The organism is Paraburkholderia sp. PAMB 6770 (genome assembly GCF_057748135.1).
Map to the genome: position 1 here is coordinate 438,272 of NZ_CM173238.1, position 16,363 is coordinate 454,634.

Annotated in this window: 20 protein-coding genes and 1 riboswitch; of the genes, 9 read left to right on the plus strand and 11 right to left on the minus strand. The window is 67.0% G+C overall.

What is annotated here, in order from left to right:
• Window positions 1–94 precede the first annotated feature (94 nt).
• From tolA to ybgC, 4 genes are all read right to left on the minus strand, one after another.
• The gene (gene tolA / locus AC3AP7_RS02090; protein ID WP_475766049.1) at window positions 95–1,159 is read right to left on the minus strand and encodes a cell envelope integrity protein TolA; all 1,065 of its coding nucleotides are present in this window, start codon (window positions 1,157–1,159) and stop codon (window positions 95–97) included.
• On the minus strand, window positions 1,156–1,608 hold the full coding sequence (gene tolR / locus AC3AP7_RS02095; protein ID WP_475766047.1) for a protein TolR: 453 nt from the start codon (window positions 1,606–1,608) through the stop codon (window positions 1,156–1,158). Before tolR ends, tolA begins: the two co-directional genes overlap by 4 nt.
• Window positions 1,609–1,618: 10 nt before the next feature.
• Complete coding sequence (gene tolQ, locus AC3AP7_RS02100; RefSeq protein ID WP_475766045.1) at window positions 1,619–2,296, minus strand: protein TolQ; 678 nt, start codon at window positions 2,294–2,296, stop codon at window positions 1,619–1,621.
• A 153-nt stretch (window positions 2,297–2,449) separates the two neighbouring features.
• Window positions 2,450–2,932, minus strand: a complete 483-nt coding sequence (gene ybgC / locus AC3AP7_RS02105; RefSeq protein ID WP_475767838.1) for a tol-pal system-associated acyl-CoA thioesterase — start codon at window positions 2,930–2,932, stop codon at window positions 2,450–2,452.
• Between the two features lie 273 nt (window positions 2,933–3,205).
• Window positions 3,206–3,305, plus strand: a riboswitch (ZMP/ZTP riboswitch).
• Between the two features lie 163 nt (window positions 3,306–3,468).
• Here ybgC and glyA point away from each other — a divergent pair.
• From glyA to AC3AP7_RS02140, 7 genes are all read left to right on the plus strand, one after another.
• Entirely contained in the window at window positions 3,469–4,716 is a 1,248-nt protein-coding gene (gene glyA, locus AC3AP7_RS02110) for a serine hydroxymethyltransferase (protein ID WP_475766043.1), read from the plus strand.
• A 6-nt stretch (window positions 4,717–4,722) separates the two neighbouring features.
• Complete coding sequence (gene nrdR / locus AC3AP7_RS02115; RefSeq protein ID WP_475766041.1) at window positions 4,723–5,208, plus strand: transcriptional regulator NrdR; 486 nt, start codon at window positions 4,723–4,725, stop codon at window positions 5,206–5,208.
• A gap of 157 nt (window positions 5,209–5,365) precedes the next feature.
• Window positions 5,366–5,935, plus strand: coding sequence for a GspH/FimT family pseudopilin (locus AC3AP7_RS02120; protein WP_475766039.1), 570 nt, complete (start codon window positions 5,366–5,368; stop codon window positions 5,933–5,935).
• The gene (locus AC3AP7_RS02125) at window positions 5,932–6,354 is read left to right on the plus strand and encodes a type IV pilus modification PilV family protein (RefSeq protein ID WP_475766037.1); all 423 of its coding nucleotides are present in this window, start codon (window positions 5,932–5,934) and stop codon (window positions 6,352–6,354) included. Before AC3AP7_RS02120 ends, AC3AP7_RS02125 begins: the two co-directional genes overlap by 4 nt.
• A gap of 8 nt (window positions 6,355–6,362) precedes the next feature.
• A complete protein-coding gene (locus AC3AP7_RS02130) occupies window positions 6,363–7,199 on the plus strand; it encodes a PilW family protein (protein ID WP_475766035.1) in 837 nt (278 codons plus the stop codon).
• Between the two features lie 77 nt (window positions 7,200–7,276).
• Window positions 7,277–7,732: a pilus assembly PilX family protein gene (locus AC3AP7_RS02135; RefSeq protein ID WP_475766034.1), complete on the plus strand. Its 456-nt coding sequence runs from the start codon at window positions 7,277–7,279 to the stop codon at window positions 7,730–7,732.
• Window positions 7,733–7,742: 10 nt separating this feature from the next.
• Window positions 7,743–8,171 carry a type IV pilin protein gene (locus AC3AP7_RS02140; protein WP_475766032.1) on the plus strand — a complete coding sequence of 143 codons (429 nt, stop codon included), beginning with the start codon at window positions 7,743–7,745 and terminating at the stop codon, window positions 8,169–8,171.
• Between the two features lie 72 nt (window positions 8,172–8,243).
• Here AC3AP7_RS02140 and AC3AP7_RS02145 read toward each other — a convergent pair whose 3' ends face one another.
• From AC3AP7_RS02145 to AC3AP7_RS02155, 3 genes are all read right to left on the minus strand, one after another.
• Window positions 8,244–8,708: a DUF3318 domain-containing protein gene (locus AC3AP7_RS02145; protein WP_475766030.1), complete on the minus strand. Its 465-nt coding sequence runs from the start codon at window positions 8,706–8,708 to the stop codon at window positions 8,244–8,246.
• Between the two features lie 58 nt (window positions 8,709–8,766).
• Complete coding sequence (locus AC3AP7_RS02150) at window positions 8,767–9,153, minus strand: phage holin family protein (RefSeq protein WP_475766028.1); 387 nt, start codon at window positions 9,151–9,153, stop codon at window positions 8,767–8,769.
• 117 nt (window positions 9,154–9,270) lie between these two features.
• Window positions 9,271–9,573 carry an ElaB/YgaM/YqjD family protein gene (locus AC3AP7_RS02155; protein ID WP_475766026.1) on the minus strand — a complete coding sequence of 101 codons (303 nt, stop codon included), beginning with the start codon at window positions 9,571–9,573 and terminating at the stop codon, window positions 9,271–9,273.
• Window positions 9,574–9,935: 362 nt separating this feature from the next.
• On the opposite strand from AC3AP7_RS02155, the gene AC3AP7_RS02160 reads away from it, so the two are divergent.
• Window positions 9,936–10,574, plus strand: a complete 639-nt coding sequence (locus AC3AP7_RS02160) for a peroxiredoxin (RefSeq protein WP_475766024.1) — start codon at window positions 9,936–9,938, stop codon at window positions 10,572–10,574.
• Window positions 10,575–10,679: 105 nt separating this feature from the next.
• On the opposite strand, the gene AC3AP7_RS02165 is transcribed toward AC3AP7_RS02160, so the two are convergent.
• A complete protein-coding gene (locus AC3AP7_RS02165; protein WP_475766022.1) occupies window positions 10,680–11,870 on the minus strand; it encodes an acyl-CoA dehydrogenase in 1,191 nt (396 codons plus the stop codon).
• A gap of 124 nt (window positions 11,871–11,994) precedes the next feature.
• Here AC3AP7_RS02165 and AC3AP7_RS02170 point away from each other — a divergent pair, with 124 nt between their 5' ends.
• Window positions 11,995–12,780: an IclR family transcriptional regulator gene (locus tag AC3AP7_RS02170; protein ID WP_475766020.1), complete on the plus strand. Its 786-nt coding sequence runs from the start codon at window positions 11,995–11,997 to the stop codon at window positions 12,778–12,780.
• 62 nt (window positions 12,781–12,842) lie between these two features.
• Here AC3AP7_RS02170 and AC3AP7_RS02175 read toward each other — a convergent pair whose 3' ends face one another.
• From AC3AP7_RS02175 to AC3AP7_RS02185, 3 genes are all read right to left on the minus strand, one after another.
• Complete coding sequence (locus AC3AP7_RS02175) at window positions 12,843–13,667, minus strand: EAL domain-containing protein (RefSeq protein WP_475766018.1); 825 nt, start codon at window positions 13,665–13,667, stop codon at window positions 12,843–12,845.
• Between the two features lie 348 nt (window positions 13,668–14,015).
• On the minus strand, window positions 14,016–15,182 hold the full coding sequence (locus tag AC3AP7_RS02180) for an MFS transporter (protein WP_475766016.1): 1,167 nt from the start codon (window positions 15,180–15,182) through the stop codon (window positions 14,016–14,018).
• 148 nt (window positions 15,183–15,330) lie between these two features.
• Window positions 15,331–16,185 carry a crotonase/enoyl-CoA hydratase family protein gene (locus AC3AP7_RS02185; protein ID WP_475766014.1) on the minus strand — a complete coding sequence of 285 codons (855 nt, stop codon included), beginning with the start codon at window positions 16,183–16,185 and terminating at the stop codon, window positions 15,331–15,333.
• Between the last annotated feature and the right edge of the window lie 178 nt (window positions 16,186–16,363).

The following is a 16,363-nucleotide window of genomic DNA, read 5'->3' on the forward strand; positions in this document are numbered from 1 at the left end:
TCAGATTACGAACATGCAATAACAGCAAACAGACCCGGAAACAATTATTTCGTTCCCGGGCGCCCCCGCCGTGGCGGAGCGCCCGGGCCCTGCATCATCCCGCGGGCCGCAGCGTGACGAGGAAGCTCGCCGGCGCCTTGCCGTCGACGTCGACCGGCATCGGATCGGTCAGCTGCACCGCGCGCAGCGCTGCGGCATCCCACTGCGGGTTGCCGCTGCTGTGGATGATCGTCGCGCTCAGCAACGTGCCCGACGGCGCGCAGCGCACCGCAACAACCGTTTGCAGCCCCTGCGTTTCGCCTCCCCACACGAGGTGCGACTTGACGAGCCGGCGCACCTTGTCGGCGTAACCCGGCGAGGTCGCCGTGCCGCCCGAGCCGCTGCCGTTGCCGCTCTTCGCGAGACCGTTGCCCGACGCGCTGGTGCCGTCGGCCATTCCCTGCATCTGCGCGAGGCGGGCACGGCGTTCCTGGTCGAGCTTCTTCGCCGCTGCCTCGGCCGCCGCCTTCGCCTTGGCCGCCTTCAGCGCCTGCTCCTTCTTCTGCGCTTCAGCCTCGGCTTCCTTCTGCTGCGCCTCGAGTTGCTGCTGCTTCAACTGTTGCTGCTTCAACGCCTCTTCCTGCTGCTCCTTCTGCTGCTGCGCGAGCTGTTGCTTGAGCTGTTGCTGCCTGAGCTTTTCCGCCTGCTGCTGCCGCAGCTTCTCGGCCTGCAGCTGCTGCTGTTTCAGCTTGTCTGCGGCCTTCTCGGCGGCGATCTGCGCAGCCTGTTCGGCCGCGCGCTCCTGTTCGCGCTTCGCCTCCGCCTGCTGCTGCTGGAGTTGCAAAAGCCGCTGCTGCTCGGCAAGTTGCTGCGCTTCCCGTTGGGCTTCTTCCTGCTGGCGCTTTTTCTGCTGCAGTGCGATGTCGGCCTGTTCGTCGGGCAGCGGCGGCGCGGGGGCGACCGGCGCGGGAGGCGGCGGCGCCGGGCGCGGCGTGGTCATGTCGGGCACGTCGGTCCACAGTTCCGCTTCCGCGCCTGCCGGCATGCTGTTTTGCCAATGAATGCCGTGATACAGGAAAAAAGCGAGCAGCACGTGCATCAGCAGGGCGAGCACAAAGGCTCGCCCCGTGCCGCGTTCACGCGGCGGCTGGAGCGGGTAGGCGGAGTGGTTGCGGCTCATTGCGATTTGACAAGCAGCCCGACGCGCTTGACGCCGCGAGCCTTCAGATCGGACATGACGTTCATCACGGCTTCGTACTTGACCGTCTTGTCCGCCGCGATCACGACCGGCTGATCCGGATGGGTCTGCTCGCGGTCGGCGACGAAGTTGTCCAGATCGGTCAACGTCATTTGCTGCTGCTGCATCCCGCCATTGTCGTCCTTGTATTTGACGCTCATGTTGCCGTCGGCGCGGATGTTGACGAGCACGGGCGGCGTCTGCTGCGCGGGCGATGCGCCGCCGACGGTGGGCAGATTGACGATCGACGGCGCGACGAGCGGGGCCGTGACCATGAAGATCACGAGCAGCACCAGCATCACGTCGATGTAAGGCACGACGTTGATGTCGGCCATCGCGCGACGCGAGCGGCCGCCGCGCATGCTGGAAGATCGGACTGACGAGCCTGCCATCGTGGACTCCTTAGTGCGTCTGCCGCTGCAGGATGTTCGAGAACTCTTCGATGAAGGTCTCGAAGCGGATCGCGAGGCGGTCGATGTCGTGCGCGTAGCGGTTGTACGCGACGACGGCCGGGATCGCGGCGAACAGGCCGATCGCGGTGGCGGTCAGTGCCTCGGCGATGCCGGGCGCCACGTTGGCGAGCGTCGCCTGCTGCACGTTCGCGAGACCGCGGAACGCGTTCATGATCCCCCACACGGTGCCGAACAGACCGATGTACGGGCTGACCGAGCCGACCGACGCAAGGAACGAGAGGTTCGCTTCGAGCACGTCCATTTCGCGCTGGAACGCGGCGCGCATCGCGCGGCGTGCGCCATCGAGGATCAGGGTCGGGTCGGAGAGGCGCTTTTCCTTGCCCTTCAGGAATTCGCGCATGCCGGATTCGAAGATCCGCTCCAGCGCACCGATCGTGTGACGGTTGTTCGCGGCGCTCTGATACAGCGCCTGCAGGTCGCCGCCCGACCAGAAATCGCGCTCGAAGCGCTCAGTCTGCGCGCGCGCGCGGCGGATCGCAAACCACTTGCGGAAAATGAAGGTCCACGACAGCAGCGAGAGCAACAGCAAAAGTGCCATCACAGCTTGCGCCAGCAGGCTCGCATTGAGAACGAGGGAAACGATCGAAAGATCCTGGGTAGTGTTCATATAGGTTCGCTATAACGTCCCGACAGGGGCGTCCGGCTGCAAGGTCGTTCGAAGCTGTCCGTGAGGGAAGCGGAAGCTTCGGCCGGCTGCGTGCCGAACCGTCATTGGTGCTGCATTTTTGATACGAGTTCACTGGCCCCGTATCAACGGTATTCAGCCGTTGTCCGTTGACACGTTGCCTGCATCGATACCCAGCAAACCGCGCCGCAAGGCTGCAAGTACGGGCGCGGGCACCGGCGCGGGACGCAATGCGGTCTGGTCCACGCAGCCGACCCGGATGGCGCCGGTGGCGAGCAGCGTATCGCCGCGCCACGCCTGCTGCGTAAAATCGACCGAAGCACGGCCGACCCGCCCGGCCCGGCTGACGACGGTGACAATGTCGTCGAGCCGGGCGGGCGCGAGATAGTCGAGCGCCGTGCTGCGCACCACGAACAGAACTCCGTTTTCCTGCGCGAGCCGCTGCTGCTCGACGCCGCACGCACGCAGCCATTCGGTGCGCGCGCGTTCGAAGAACTTCAGGTAGTTGGCGTAGAAAACGATGCCGCCGGCGTCGGTATCTTCGTAGTACACGCGCACCGGCCATGTGAAGCCGGTTTCGCCGGCGGGCGTGCTGGAGAGCCTGGTCATGCGGCGCATTTTACCGGATAGCACCCCCGCGCGCGCGATTCGCGGGGCGGTGCGGCCGTGCCGGTGCGCCGCGCGCGCAAACGCGGACCGGCCGCAATATTGCGGTTCGCTGACAGCCCTTCGCGGGTGTCTCCCGCGGCGTGTCGCCCGCGTCGCGCCTGCGCTTTGCCGGACGGGCGGTTGAGCGGAATCCGGGCGGCCTCGCCGGACGCTTTCAGAAGGCTTGCGGGCCATGTTTCCACGCGGTTGCCTATTCGGTGCGCTTCCAATACACTACCGTGCTCATCCCTGCGTGACTGGCGATAGAACCGCACCGGTTCAAGGTGGAGCATCCCACCGTGAAGCGCAGGGCGCCGTTTTGCCGTTCGCCTGGGCAGCCGTGTTTTGCGCGCATGTTTTTGCGCCGCTGGTGGCTGTCCTGACTCGCATGTGCGGTGCGTTCCCGTCCGCCATGTCAGGGCTGGCTCCGCTGCCAGCAGCGCCGCGTACCCACTACGCGTTTCGCGCACGATCCGGTCAACCTGAAAACACTCAACGGAACCCGTATGTTTGACAGAGCCCATAGCACCATCGCCAGCGTCGATCCCGAAGTCTGGCAGGCGATCGAGCAGGAAAACCGCCGCCAGGAAGACCATATCGAGCTGATCGCGTCGGAAAACTACACGAGCCCGGCGGTCATGGCCGCGCAGGGTTCGCAGCTCACCAACAAGTACGCTGAAGGCTACCCCGGCAAGCGCTACTACGGCGGCTGCGAATACGTGGATATCGTCGAGCAGCTCGCGATCGACCGCGTGAAGCAGCTGTTCGGCGCCGAGGCGGCGAACGTGCAGCCGAATTCCGGCTCGCAGGCCAACCAGGGCGTGTTCTTCGCGATGCTCAAGCCCGGCGACACGATCATGGGCATGAGCCTCGCGCATGGCGGCCACCTGACGCACGGCTCGCCGGTCAACATGTCGGGCAAGTGGTTCAACGTCGTCAGCTACGGCCTGAACGAAGCGGAAGACATCGACTACGAAGCGGCCGAAAAACTCGCGCAGGAACACAAGCCGAAGCTGATCGTCGCGGGCGCATCCGCATTCGCGCTGCGCATCGACTTCGAGCGCCTCGGGAAAATCGCGAAATCGGTCGGGGCGTATTTCATGGTCGACATGGCGCATTACGCGGGTCTCGTCGCCGCGGGCGTCTACCCGAATCCGGTGCCGCACGCCGACTTCGTCACGACCACCACGCACAAGAGTCTGCGCGGCCCGCGCGGCGGCGTGATCCTGATGAAGGCGGAGTACGAGAAGCAGATCAATTCGGCGATCTTCCCGGGTATCCAGGGCGGCCCGCTGATGCACGTGATCGCGGCGAAGGCGGTTGCCTTCAGGGAAGCGCTGTCGCCGGAATTCAGGGACTACCAGCAGAAGGTCGTCGACAATGCGCGGGTGCTCGCGGAAGCACTCGTCAAGCGCGGCTTGCGCATCGTGTCGGGCCGTACCGAGAGTCACGTGATGCTGGTCGACCTGCGCGCGAAGCACATCACCGGCAAGGCAGCGGAAGCGGCGCTCGGCGCAGCGCATATCACGGTCAACAAGAACGCGATCCCGAACGACCCGGAAAAGCCGTTCGTGACGAGCGGCATCCGCCTCGGCTCGCCGGCGATGACCACGCGCGGCTTTGGCGTGAAGGAAGCCGAGCAGGTGGCGAACCTGATCGCGGACGTGCTGGACAACCCGGAAGACGCCGCGACGATCGAGCGCGTGCGCACCCAGGTTGCCGAGCTGACGCAGCGCTTCCCGGTCTACGGGTAAGCTGCGATGCGCTGCCCGTTCTGCCGGCATGACGATACGCAGGTGGTAGATTCCCGCGTATCCGAGGACGGCGCGGCAATTCGCCGGCGGCGCCGCTGCCCGGCCTGCGACAAGCGTTTCACGACGTACGAGCGGGTCGAGCTGGCACTGCCGGCGGTTGTCAAGAAGGACGGCAGCCGGACCGAATTCGACCGCCGCAAGATCGTTGCGAGCATGAAGCTCGCGTTGCGCAAACGTCCGGTCGCCGCCGAGGCGATCGACGCGGCGGTCGCGCGTATCGAGTACCAGTTGCTCGGCAGCGGCGAGCGCGAAGTCCGCAGCGAGCGCCTGGGCGAACTCGTGATGCATGAGTTGCGCGAACTCGACACGATTGCGTATGTCCGTTTTGCCTCGGTATACCGGCGCTTTGAAGACGTTTCCGAGTTCGAGGACGTGATCGAGGAATTCCGCCGCGCCTCGGCGCCTCCTGCGCCTACCCCCCGCAAGCGCTGAGCGCGCGGGCATCCGCGTATTCATTTTCCCCTCCTTTCCTGCATGGTTTCCGGTGTCATTGTCGCGGCTGGGCGCGCGTGACGCGACTCGGCCATCCGGCTAATTGTCCGCAGTGAACTGCGCCGCTACATTGTCTGCATTCGTCATAAATTAAGGAATGCAGATGAATGGGGTTGCAGATTTTCCAGCTTGCCGTGGCGGGGGTTTCACGCTGATCGAGACGCTCGTGGTGGTGACGATACTCGCAGTCGTCGCGCTGGTCGCGATGCCGTCGTTTGTCGCATGGCATGTGCGCGACCAGGTCGACGCGCGTGCCCGGGCGTTGTTTTCGACCCTGGCCTATGCCCGCAGCGAGGCAATCCGGCGTGGTGTACGCGTGACCGTGTGCCGTATCGATGCGGCACGCCGCTGTCTTGCGAGCGGCCAGTCCTGCCGGACCGGTGTGGCCGACTGGTCATGCGGATGGGCAGTGATCGTCGAGCGCGAGGGCACGCCGACGATACTTCGGGCACAGCCGGAACTGGCAGCGGTGAGCATTGCCGGTACGCAAACCAGCCTGACGTTCACGCCGCCGGCAGGGCAACTGATCGGCAGTTTTCGCAGTTTCGATTTCGCGCCGCTCGCGCTGTCGCGCGCAGTCGAGGGCAACCCGTGGCGGCGTTGCCTGCGCATCGCCGCAGGAGGGCGGCCGCGCATGACCGATGGTGCGTGCGGAGCATCATCATGACGACCCGGCGTGCAATGCGGATACGTGGTGCGTCGCTGATCGAGGTGATGCTGGCCGTCGTGGTGACAGCGGTGACCGCGCTTGGGCTGATTGCGGCGCAGCTCTGGATGACCCGCGAGGCGCGCGCCGCGGCGCAGCGCGAGCATGCAGCGTGGCTGGCCGACGCCGCAGCCGAGTCCGCGCGTGCATCGGCCAGCGACGCGGCCTTGCAGGTGTTGAAGGCGCGGGCAGCAGGCCTGCTTCCGAATGGCGAAATCGCGCTCGTCGCCGTGGGCGCCGGGGTAGAGGCCGCTCGCGCCACCTGGTCCGCATCGTCCCGGCCACCGGCTTCGACCGAGTACATCGACAAACCGGACGCGTGCGGTGTCGCAGATGCGCCCGCCGGTGTCGCGTGCGTGGCACTGGCGTTCGCGCGATGACGCGGCGCATGGGGTCGCTCATCAGGCGGCGCAGCAGCGCTTCGGGTAACGGCGGTTGCGCCGGCCATACCCTCGCCGAACTGATGATCGCCATGGCGCTGGGTCTCGTCGTGACAGCAGGTGCGGTGTCGCTCTACCGTTCGCAGCGTGCGGCTCTCGCGCGCGCGAATGACGCGATGCAGATGCGCGAGGCGGGTCTCGCCGCGCTGACGCTCGTTGGTCAGCAGGTCCAGATGACCGGGTTCGTTCCGGCCGACGCGCCGCAACCGCGCACGCGTCCCGCGCTGTTCGGCTGCTCGGGCGCGCGCCCGACGGGGGCCGACGACGCGCTCGCGTGCGAGCCGCTCAGCGGCCGTTCGGACGGCATCGCGGTGCGCTATGTCGCGGACGGCGTCTCGACCTGGCCATCGTCGAGCGGGCAACCCACCGACTGCCTCGGGCAGGCGCCGGGCGCCGGCAACGCGCCTGGCGAGGCGGGCGGGGTGCCTGTCGTCAACCGGTTTTATGCGAAGCAGAGCGGTTCGACCGGCGAGTACGAACTGTATTGCGAAGGCAGCGGCAGGGTCGGGACCGCGCAGCCGCTCGTGGAGGGCGTCGAACGGTTGCGCGTCCGTTACTGGACGGCCGGGGCGCCATCGGCGCTCGATGCGTCCGCGCTGGCGCCGGATCAGTGGCCGGATGTCGTGGTGGTGGACGTTTGCGTGCTGGTGCGCGGCGCGCCTCAAGGCCAGCGCGTTCGCTATCTCGATTGCGACGGCGCGAGCGTGCTCGGCACGGACTTTCGCGCAAGACAGGCGTTCTGGCGACGCATCGCGCTGCGCAACAACGAGGCGATGCCATCATGACGCGCCGTCGCACTCGTGATACGTGCACGGCCGCCGCCCGGACAGACGGGATGCGCCGGCGCGGGGCGGCGTTGCCGGTGGTTTTGCTGATTGCGGCGATGATGCTGACCGGGTCCGCCGCGTGGTTCGAGTCGTCGCTGGCGGGCATGCGCGCGGGAACTAACCAGCGCGACGCGCTGCAGGCCTTCCATGCGGCGGACTCGGCGCTGAGCCTATGCGAACGCGCGGTGATCGCCGGTGCGGCACCGGTGAGTCCGCCCGTCGACATCGAGCCGGGTGGCTGGAAAAACGCCGGCACATTTGGCGCGGGCGCGTTCACGCCCGTCGCGCAATGGCCGGGCTCGATCCAGCCGCCGCAGTGCCTCGTCGAAGCATGGCGACTCGCGACGCGTCCCGAGGTGCATGTCTACCTGATTACCGCACGCGGTTTCGGCGCCGCGCAGGCCTCACAGGCCTGGCTACAGCTCGAACTGGTGGTCGACGGCGCCAACGTCGAGCGGCACTGGCGCCGTGTCGCGTCGCGGCCGTTCTGAGGGGAGAGTCATGAAATCGCATCGTGCTGCATTTACGCTGCTTGAACTCGTGATTGCGCTTGCGATCGCGGCCGTGCTGGTCGCGTTCGCAATCCCTTCGTATCACCGGCAGGTCATGCGTTCGTACCGGATCGACGCGGCGTCCGCCCTGTATCGCGCGGCGCAGTTCGTCGAAGCAGCCGCGCCCGGCGATCCGGGGGCCTTGCCGGCCGGGCTCGATCAGGTGCCGGCAGCGGGCGCGGCAATCTATCAGCTCAGTGTCTTGCCCGCTGACGACACGAACGGCGGCTACGCGCTCGAGGCGCGTCCAGCCGCGGCCGGACCGATGCACGACGACGCCTGTGGAACGTTCATTCTCGATGCGACAGGTCTGCGTACCAACCGCACGAGCGACGGCGCCGCGCCCCCGGATGCGGTGGTGTGCTGGAATGGAGGGTAACGTCGTGGGTCATGGTTGCCGCTCGCGCATCGTTCGATCCATTGCGCGCATTGGCCAGTCGCCGCCGCATCCTCAGCCGCTCGCTTCCGTTTGCGTGTCGCCGGCTTCGTCGGCGTTCGCCTCGGCCTCGGCGTCGGCCTTGATCTGCTGCCAGATGCGCCATGCTTCCCATCCGGCGAACGCGAGGCTCCCCCATTTGAGCGCCGGCCGCGCGCTGCGGGCGAGGGTCGCGCGCAACGGTTTGGCCAGCACCAGCGAAATCAGCGAGCTCACCAGCGGATATTCCTTCAGGAGCGTGCCGATTCCGGGGCCCTTGCGCTCGCGCAGCGCCGCGACACCGGGCAGCACGAACTTGAGCCAGCGAAAGTGCGTGACGGTCTGGCGCAATTCGGAGGCGGCCTCGGCGAACTCCATGCGCTCGACGTCCGCTCGCAGCAGCAGCAACTCCTTGCGCAGCGCGCGCAGTTGCGGCGCACTCAGGTCGCGCGACGTCGGACGCTTGCTGGAAAACGGGGCGTTGTGGCGGCTTGTGCTCATGGCGGGCGGCGTCAATGGACAGGAAAGGGACGCGCACAGCGGGTGCGCGCGGACGACCTTACGGCTTCCGAAACATTTCGCGGTCCTTTTCGAATTCGGCGAGCGTGGCCTCGAAGATGACCGGCGAAGCATGCAGACTGTTGCGTGCCTTCAGCGCGCAGAGCAGGGCGGCGATCGCGTAGATTGCCGTGATGCACGCGAGGGACTGCCAGCGGTAGGTGTCCCAGAACGCGATCGCGACGAGCGCGGTCAGCGCGATCAGCGCCATCGTCGCCAGCATCATGGCGGCGAGGCCGAGAAACAGCGCGCCCAGCAGCCGGCCTTTTTCCTCGGCAAGCTCGATGCCGATCAGTTCAAGACGGGTCTGCAGGATCGCGAACAGGGAGCCGACGAGGCGGCGCAAGGGGCTGTGGTCCGCGCGGTGCGATTGTGTGTCGTTCGTCATGGCTTGAGCGCGTGGCGCCTCAGGTGCGCTGGATGGAAAACGCGAGCCGGGCGGAGCCGTCCGGCCCGGGACCGCGGGCGCACCGGCGCCGCGGCCCGGTACTGCGGGCCGCGACGCTTACTTGCGGTTGATCAGCAGGCCGACCAGCACGCCGACGCCGGCGGCGATGCCGATCGACGTCCAAGGGTGCTCGTGCACGTAGTCGTCCGTTGCGCGCGCGGCCTTCTTGCCTTTTTCGACCACGACGACCTGGACGTCGGCCGCTTTTTCGCGTGCCTGCTTCAGGCGCGAGAGCGCGGTTTCACGCAATTCGGAAGCGCGCTCGCCGGTGGCGCTCGCGGCCTGTTTCAGCAGATCCTCAGCGTCCGCGAGGACGGTTTTGATATCCGACATCAATCTCTCCTTGTTGACTTCCGACATTGACTGCTCCCATCTTTTCGCGTCACGCAATTAATCGTAACGAAAGTAATCGCCGCTGGCGAGTGCGTCGTACGGTGCGCGCGCGACATGCCGGCGCGTGCATCCGGGCCGCACGAAACGTTCCCGCCTTGCTCACCTCTGCACGCGCCGCACCCAGACGGAACAATGCGCGCGTCTGCGAACCCTGATGGAGTTGATCTGGCACGTAAAGTTTCCTCCATTCGCGAGAAAATTACAAAAATTCATAAGGGTGTGACGCGAAGTTTGTTCAGGGTGTACCTGGCCTCCCGTATGCTCTAGATTGATAACCTGGCGCAGGCGTCGGCCTGCGTGCCCGTCCAACCACACACAGGAGATGGATCATGAGTTTACGTCTTGGCGATATCGCTCCGGACTTCGAGCAGGATTCGAGCATTGGCCGCATCAGGTTCCACGAATGGCTGGGCGACAGCTGGGGCGTGCTGTTCTCGCATCCGGCGGACTTCACGCCCGTCTGCACGACCGAGCTCGGCCTGACCGCGAAGCTCGCGGGCGAATTCGAAAAGCGCAATGTGAAGACGATTGCGCTGTCGGTAGACAGCGCCGAGTCGCACAACGAATGGATCAAGGACATCAACGAAACCCAGGCGGCGAGCGTCGGCTTTCCGATCCTCGCGGATGGCGACCGCAAGGTCTCGCAGCTCTACGACATGATCCATCCGAATGCGAACGAGACGCTCACGGTCCGTTCGCTGTTCGTGATCGACCCGAACAAGAAGGTGCGTCTGATCATCACGTATCCCGCGAGCACCGGGCGCAACTTCGACGAAGTGCTGCGCGTGATCGACTCGCTGCAGCTCACCGACCACTACCAGGTCGCGACGCCGGGCAACTGGAAGCAGGGCGATGACGTCGTGATCGTGCCGTCGCTGAAAGACGAAGATCTGATCCGTCAGAAATTCCCGAAGGGCTATAAGGCGCTGCGGCCGTATCTGCGGCTCACGCCTCAGCCGAACCGCTAGGCGGCGCCGCCCGCAGGCGGCCAGTCGGCATGAAAAAAAGGCCAACCGCACAGGGTTGGCCTTTCTTTTTTCGCGCATCGCCGCGCGGCACGCGGCCGGCGACGCTCAGAAGAACGCCTGGATGCCCGTCTGCGCACGGCCGAGAATCAGCGCGTGGATGTCGTGCGTGCCTTCGTACGTGTTGACGACCTCCAGGTTCACCAGGTGCCGCGCCACGCAGAATTCGTCCGAGATGCCATTGCCGCCGAGCATGTCGCGCGCGAGCCGCGCAATGTCGAGCGCCTTGCCGCATGAGTTGCGCTTCATGATCGACGTGATTTCGACGGCCGCGGTGCCTTCATCCTTCATTCGCCCGAGACGCAGCACGCCTTGCAGCCCGAGCGTGATTTCGGTCTGCATGTCGGCGAGTTTCTTCTGGATCAGCTGGTTTGCCGCGAGCGGCCGGCCGAACTGCTTGCGGTCGAGCACGTACTGGCGCGCCGTGTGCCAGCACGCCTCGGCCGCGCCGAGCGCGCCCCATGCGATGCCGTAGCGTGCCGAGTTCAGACAGGTGAACGGACCGCGCAGGCCGCTCACGTCCGGCATCAGGTTCTCGTGCGGCACGAATACGTCGTCGAGCACGATCTCCCCGGTGATCGACGCGCGCAGGCCCACCTTGCCGTGGATCGCGGGCGCGGACAGCCCCTTCCAGCCTTTCTCCAGAATGAAGCCGCGGATGGCGTCCTTGCCGTCCTCCTCGAGCTTCGCCCAGACGACGAACACATCCGCGATCGGCGAGTTCGTGATCCACATCTTCGCGCCCGACAGCCGGTAGCCGCCCTCGACCTTCTTCGCGCGCGTGACCATGCTGCCCGGATCGGAGCCGTGGTTCGGCTCGGTCAGGCCGAAGCAGCCGATCCACTCGCCGGTGGCGAGCTTCGGCAGGTATTTTTCCTTCTGCGCATCGGAGCCGAACGCGTGGATCGGCACCATCACGAGCGACGACTGGACCGACATCATCGACCGGTAGCCGGAATCGACGCGCTCCACCTCGCGCGCGATCAGGCCGTAGCTCACGTAGTTCAGGCCGGGGCCGCCGTACTGTTCGGGGATCGTCGGGCCGAGCAGGCCGAGCTCGCCCATCTCGCGGAAGATCGCGGCGTCCGTGCGCTCGTGGCGGAAGGCCTCCAGCACGCGCGGCGCGAGCTTGTCGCGCGCGTAGGCGGCGGCGGCGTCGCGCACCATCCGTTCGTCTTCGGCGAGCTGCTGATCGAGCAGCAGCGGGTCTTCCCAGTGGAACTGCGCGGCGTCGGCCATGATGCGTATCTCCTGAATCGAATTCCGTATAACGCGGGACGTGAAGTCGGTACTTGACGGTACTTGACTTAAGTTCCGCTAAGCGGAACAATGTTTTGCAAAAGACACCGAAGTGTACCACCCGATGACGCCCCTATCCACTCCCCCCGATGCGCTCGACGAGCGCAAGTTCGTCGTGGCGCTGGCGCGCGGTCTCGATCTGCTGCGCGCGTTCCGGCCCGGCGAGACGCTGCTCGGCAACCGCGACTTCGTCGAGCGTACCGGCCTGCCGAAAGCGACCGTCAACCGCCTGGCGTACACGCTGACGGTGCTCGGCTACCTGCGCCTCGACGAGACGCTCGGCAAATATGCGCTCGACGCAGGCGTGCTGTCGCTCGGTTTCGCGCTGCTGTCGGGCAGCGACACGCTCGACCTCGCGCGGCCGCACATGCGCACCTTTGCGAGCGAGGTCGGCGCGGCGGTGTCGCTCGGCTGCCGCGACGGGCTCGACATGATCTATCTGGAGACGATCCGCAGCGAGACCGCGCTCACGCTCGGGCTCGCGGCGGGCTCGAAGCTGTCGATGCTGACCAGTTCGATGGGCCGCGCGTATCTGGCGGTGCAGCCGCCGGACGCCCGCGCCGCGCTGCTCGTCGAACTGCGCAAGGCCGCCGGGCCGCGCGGCGCGCGCGAACTGGCCGACGCACAAAAGGAAATCGATGCGTTCGCGGACGAAGGCTGCTGCTACTCGTTTCGCGCGTGGCATGACGACGTGAATGCGGTCGCGGTGTCGTTTCGCGAGCCGCGCGATGGCCGCTGGCTCGTGCTGAGCTGCAGCGGACCGGCGTCGTCGATGGACGAGACGTGTTTCCGGCAAGCCGTCGCGCCGCGCCTGAAGGCGCTCGCGCGCCGGCTTGGCGAGACGGTCTGAGGCCGCACCGCGCTGCCTCACCCAGGGCGCCCTGGGGCGGCGGCGCAGGCGGGCGGGTCCCCTCAGACCGCGCCGTCGTGGCTGTGCACGATGAACAGCGGCCCCTGGACGAAGCGCACGTCGTACTGCTGGAGCAGATCGAATTGCGCTTCGGTGGTCACGTGATCGAAGATCAGCGGGATCCGCAGCCGGTTCGCGTATCCCACCAGCGGCTTCACCATCGAGTCGCGCAGTGCGTGCGCGGCGTTCATCTTGATGAAGTCGAGCCGCGCCATGTCCGATATCGACAGGATCTGTCCGGCGTTCGGCAGATTCCCCGCGACCTTGAAGCCGTAGTGCTGGTAGCTTTTCGTCAGATAGCCGAGGAACGTGCGATGCGCGACGGCCGCCCCGGGCAGCTCGATGACGACGCGCGCGGGGCTCAGCCCGAACGACATCAGCACGGTCGAGAAGTGCCGGCCGTGATCGTACTTGACGCTCTTCAGCAGGCGCTCGTGCACCCTCAGGAACAGCAGCCCGTGACGCTGCGCGCCGAAGAAATTGAGCGCATGCATGGCGCGCGCGAGCCGGTCCACGGTGACGAGTTCGGGATCGTCCTGAATGTGCTCGAACGGGTCGAACGGCGCGCCGCTGTCGTGCAGCGTGAGCGCCTCGAAGCCGAGTTCGTCGCCGAACCGGTCGCCGCTGAACGGCGCGGACGACAGCGACTGGGCGTGCGCGTGCACGCTGATGTCGAAGATCGGCTCATAGGCGCTGGCGAGCGCGAGATCCCCGTAGCGCGCGAGCGCGCAGCCGTGATGCGCGCCGTCCCCCATGGTCAGATGCTTGCCGAGAAACGGATGGGAGCCGGCGCGGGCAACGAGTTCGTCGACGGTTTGCGAAATCATGAAGGCGTGGATGGCGCGTCGTGGACAGGAAGTGCGGCGCGATGCCGCATCTTTCGATGTTAGCAGTCCGCTGAAAGCCTGCATGAACAAAATCGGCTCCGCCATCCGGGATTCTTGCGGAGAATCCGGGTTTACGCTGGCTGGCTGGCTGGCTGGCTGGCTGGCTGGCTGGCGCCGCGCCGTCCGTCGGCAGCGGTCTTCATTAGCCGCTTTCGTCAGCGGCCGTCGTCAGCGGCCCGTCGTCGGCCGCTTTCATCAGGCGCTTTCATCAGCCGTTTTTTCAGCCGCCCGACGGTCCACGGGCCGGTGCGCTGCGTTCGCCGGTTCGGCGCGCGTGGGCGCGGCGCGTCAGCCCGGCACCGCGCAGCGCTGTGCGCGCCGTTCGAGCGAAACCGACCACAACGTCAGCGCGAGCGCGGCGATCGCGCCCGCGACGCCAACCCACGGCAGCGCGGTGAGCGGCGCGCCCGCGCCGATCGCGAGGCCGCCGAGCCACGCGCCGGTGGCGTTGCCGAGATTGAACGCGCCCTGATTGAGCGTCGAGGCGAGGTTGGGGGCCTGGCTCGCGCGGTCGACGATCAGCATCTGCAGCGGCGGCACGATCGCGAAGGCGAGCACCCCCCACAGGAAGATGGTCAGGAGCGCAGGGAATACCGCATGCATCGTGCCCGCGAAGATCGTCATGATCACCGCGATCGCGAGCAGCAGCGCGACCAGCGACGGCATCAGCCGCCAGTCCGCGAGCTTGCCGCCGAGCGTGCTGCCGACCGTCAGCCCGAGGCCGAACAGCAGCAGCACGAGCGTGACCGCGTGCGGCGTGAAGCCGGTGACCTGTTCGAGGATCGGCGTGATGTACGTGAAAGTCGAGAACAGGCTCGCCGACGCGAGCACGCTGATGCCGAGCACCATCAGCACCTGCGGGTTCTTCAGCACGCCGAACTCGTGGATCAGGCTGGTTTTCTGCATCTCGATCTTCGCGGGCAGGCAGGCGGCGAGCGCGGCGGCGGCCAGCACGCCGATGCCGGTCACCGCCCAGAAGGTCGCGCGCCAGCCGACCGCCTGCCCGAGCGCGGTGCCGAGCGGCACGCCGAGCACGTTCGCGAGCGTGAGGCCGGTGAACATCAGCGCGATCGCCTGCGCGCGGCGGTTCGGCGCGACGAGCCCGGCGGCGACCACCGAGCCGATGCCGAAGAACGCGCCGTGACAGAACGCGGTGACGATGCGCGCGATCATCAGGATGCCGTAGCCGGGCGCCACCGCGCACAGCAGATTGCCGACGATGAACACGCCGATCAGGGCGAGCAGGGCCTTCTTGCGCGGCATGTCGGCGACGGCGATCGCGACGATCGGCGCGCCGATCGTCACGCCGAGCGCGTAGGCGGAGACCAGCATGCCGGCGGCCGGGATCGAGACGGCCAGGTCGCGCGCGACGTCGGGCAGCAGTCCCATGATGACGAATTCGGTCGTACCGATTCCGAACGCCGCGACGGCGAGCGCAAGCAGAGGCAAAGGCATGGGAGTGCGGGGGGAAGGCGCGCGTCGCGCGGCCAGCGCGCGTTTCGGGGCGAGAACGCGGGCGCTGTCAGGGTAAATCAGTAGGGGATTGTAGCTAAGCGCGGCGGTTCCTGCCGACTGGCGTACGGTCCGTTGTTTTTTGCCGAATTCAGTCCGGCGCGCGGTCTTGCGGGCGATCTTGCGGGCGATCCGGCATGTCGTCCTGCGCGCCGAGCGGGTCGCCGTGGCGGCCTGCGCCGCCGGCGAAGCGCCGCGCGAGCGCGAGGCCGTCCGCGAAGACCGCGGCATGGCCGCCCGCGCCTTCGCGCCGCAACGCTTCCGGCAGATCGTCGAGCGGACTGTTTTCCAGTGCCGAGCGGCGATCCGCGAGCAGCGCCGCCTGCGGAAACGCCGCGAGCTGCGCGGCGAGTCGCTCGGCTTCGACGCGCGCGTCGCCTACCGGCACGACGCGGTTCGCGAGGCCGAACGCGAGCGCTTCGTCGGCGCCGAGCGGCCGTCCGGTCAGGATCAGGTCGAGCGCGCGCGACAGCCCGATGAGCCGCGGCAGCCGGATCGTGCCGCCGTCGATCAGCGGGATGCCGACGCGGCGGCAGAACACCCCGAGCACCGCATCCTGCTCGACGACGCGCAGATCGCACATCGCCGCCAGTTCCAGCCCGCCTGCCACGGCGTATCCTGCAATGGCGGCGACGACCGGTTTCGTGAACGCCATGCGGGTCGGTCCCATGGGTCCGGGACCGCTGCCGTCGGCGTGCAGTTCGTTGCGGCGCTGCGCGTCGTCGAGCGCACCGAGGTCGGCGCCGGCGCAAAAGGTGCCGCCTGCACCAAACAGGACCGCGGCGCGCCAGTCCGGCTGCGCCTCGAAGCGGCGAAACGCGGCGCTGAGCGCGTCAGCCGTCGGCCGGTCCACCGCGTTGCGGCACGCGGGGCGCTCCAGCACGATCGTGGCGACGGCGGCGCATGCCTCGATGCGGACATGTTCGCCGAAGGAGATGAGGGTCATGATGTCTCCGCAGTGGTGGCAGTGGTGGCAGTGGTGGCAGTGGTGGCAGTGGTGGCGCGGCGGTGAAACGGCGCGGTCAGGCTCTCCGGGTTTCGCCGGGCTCAGGCGGGTTCGAGCAGTCTCAGACGGCCTCAGAAGGCTTCAAGCGGATTTATGCGGCGTGAATCTTGCTTTGTGT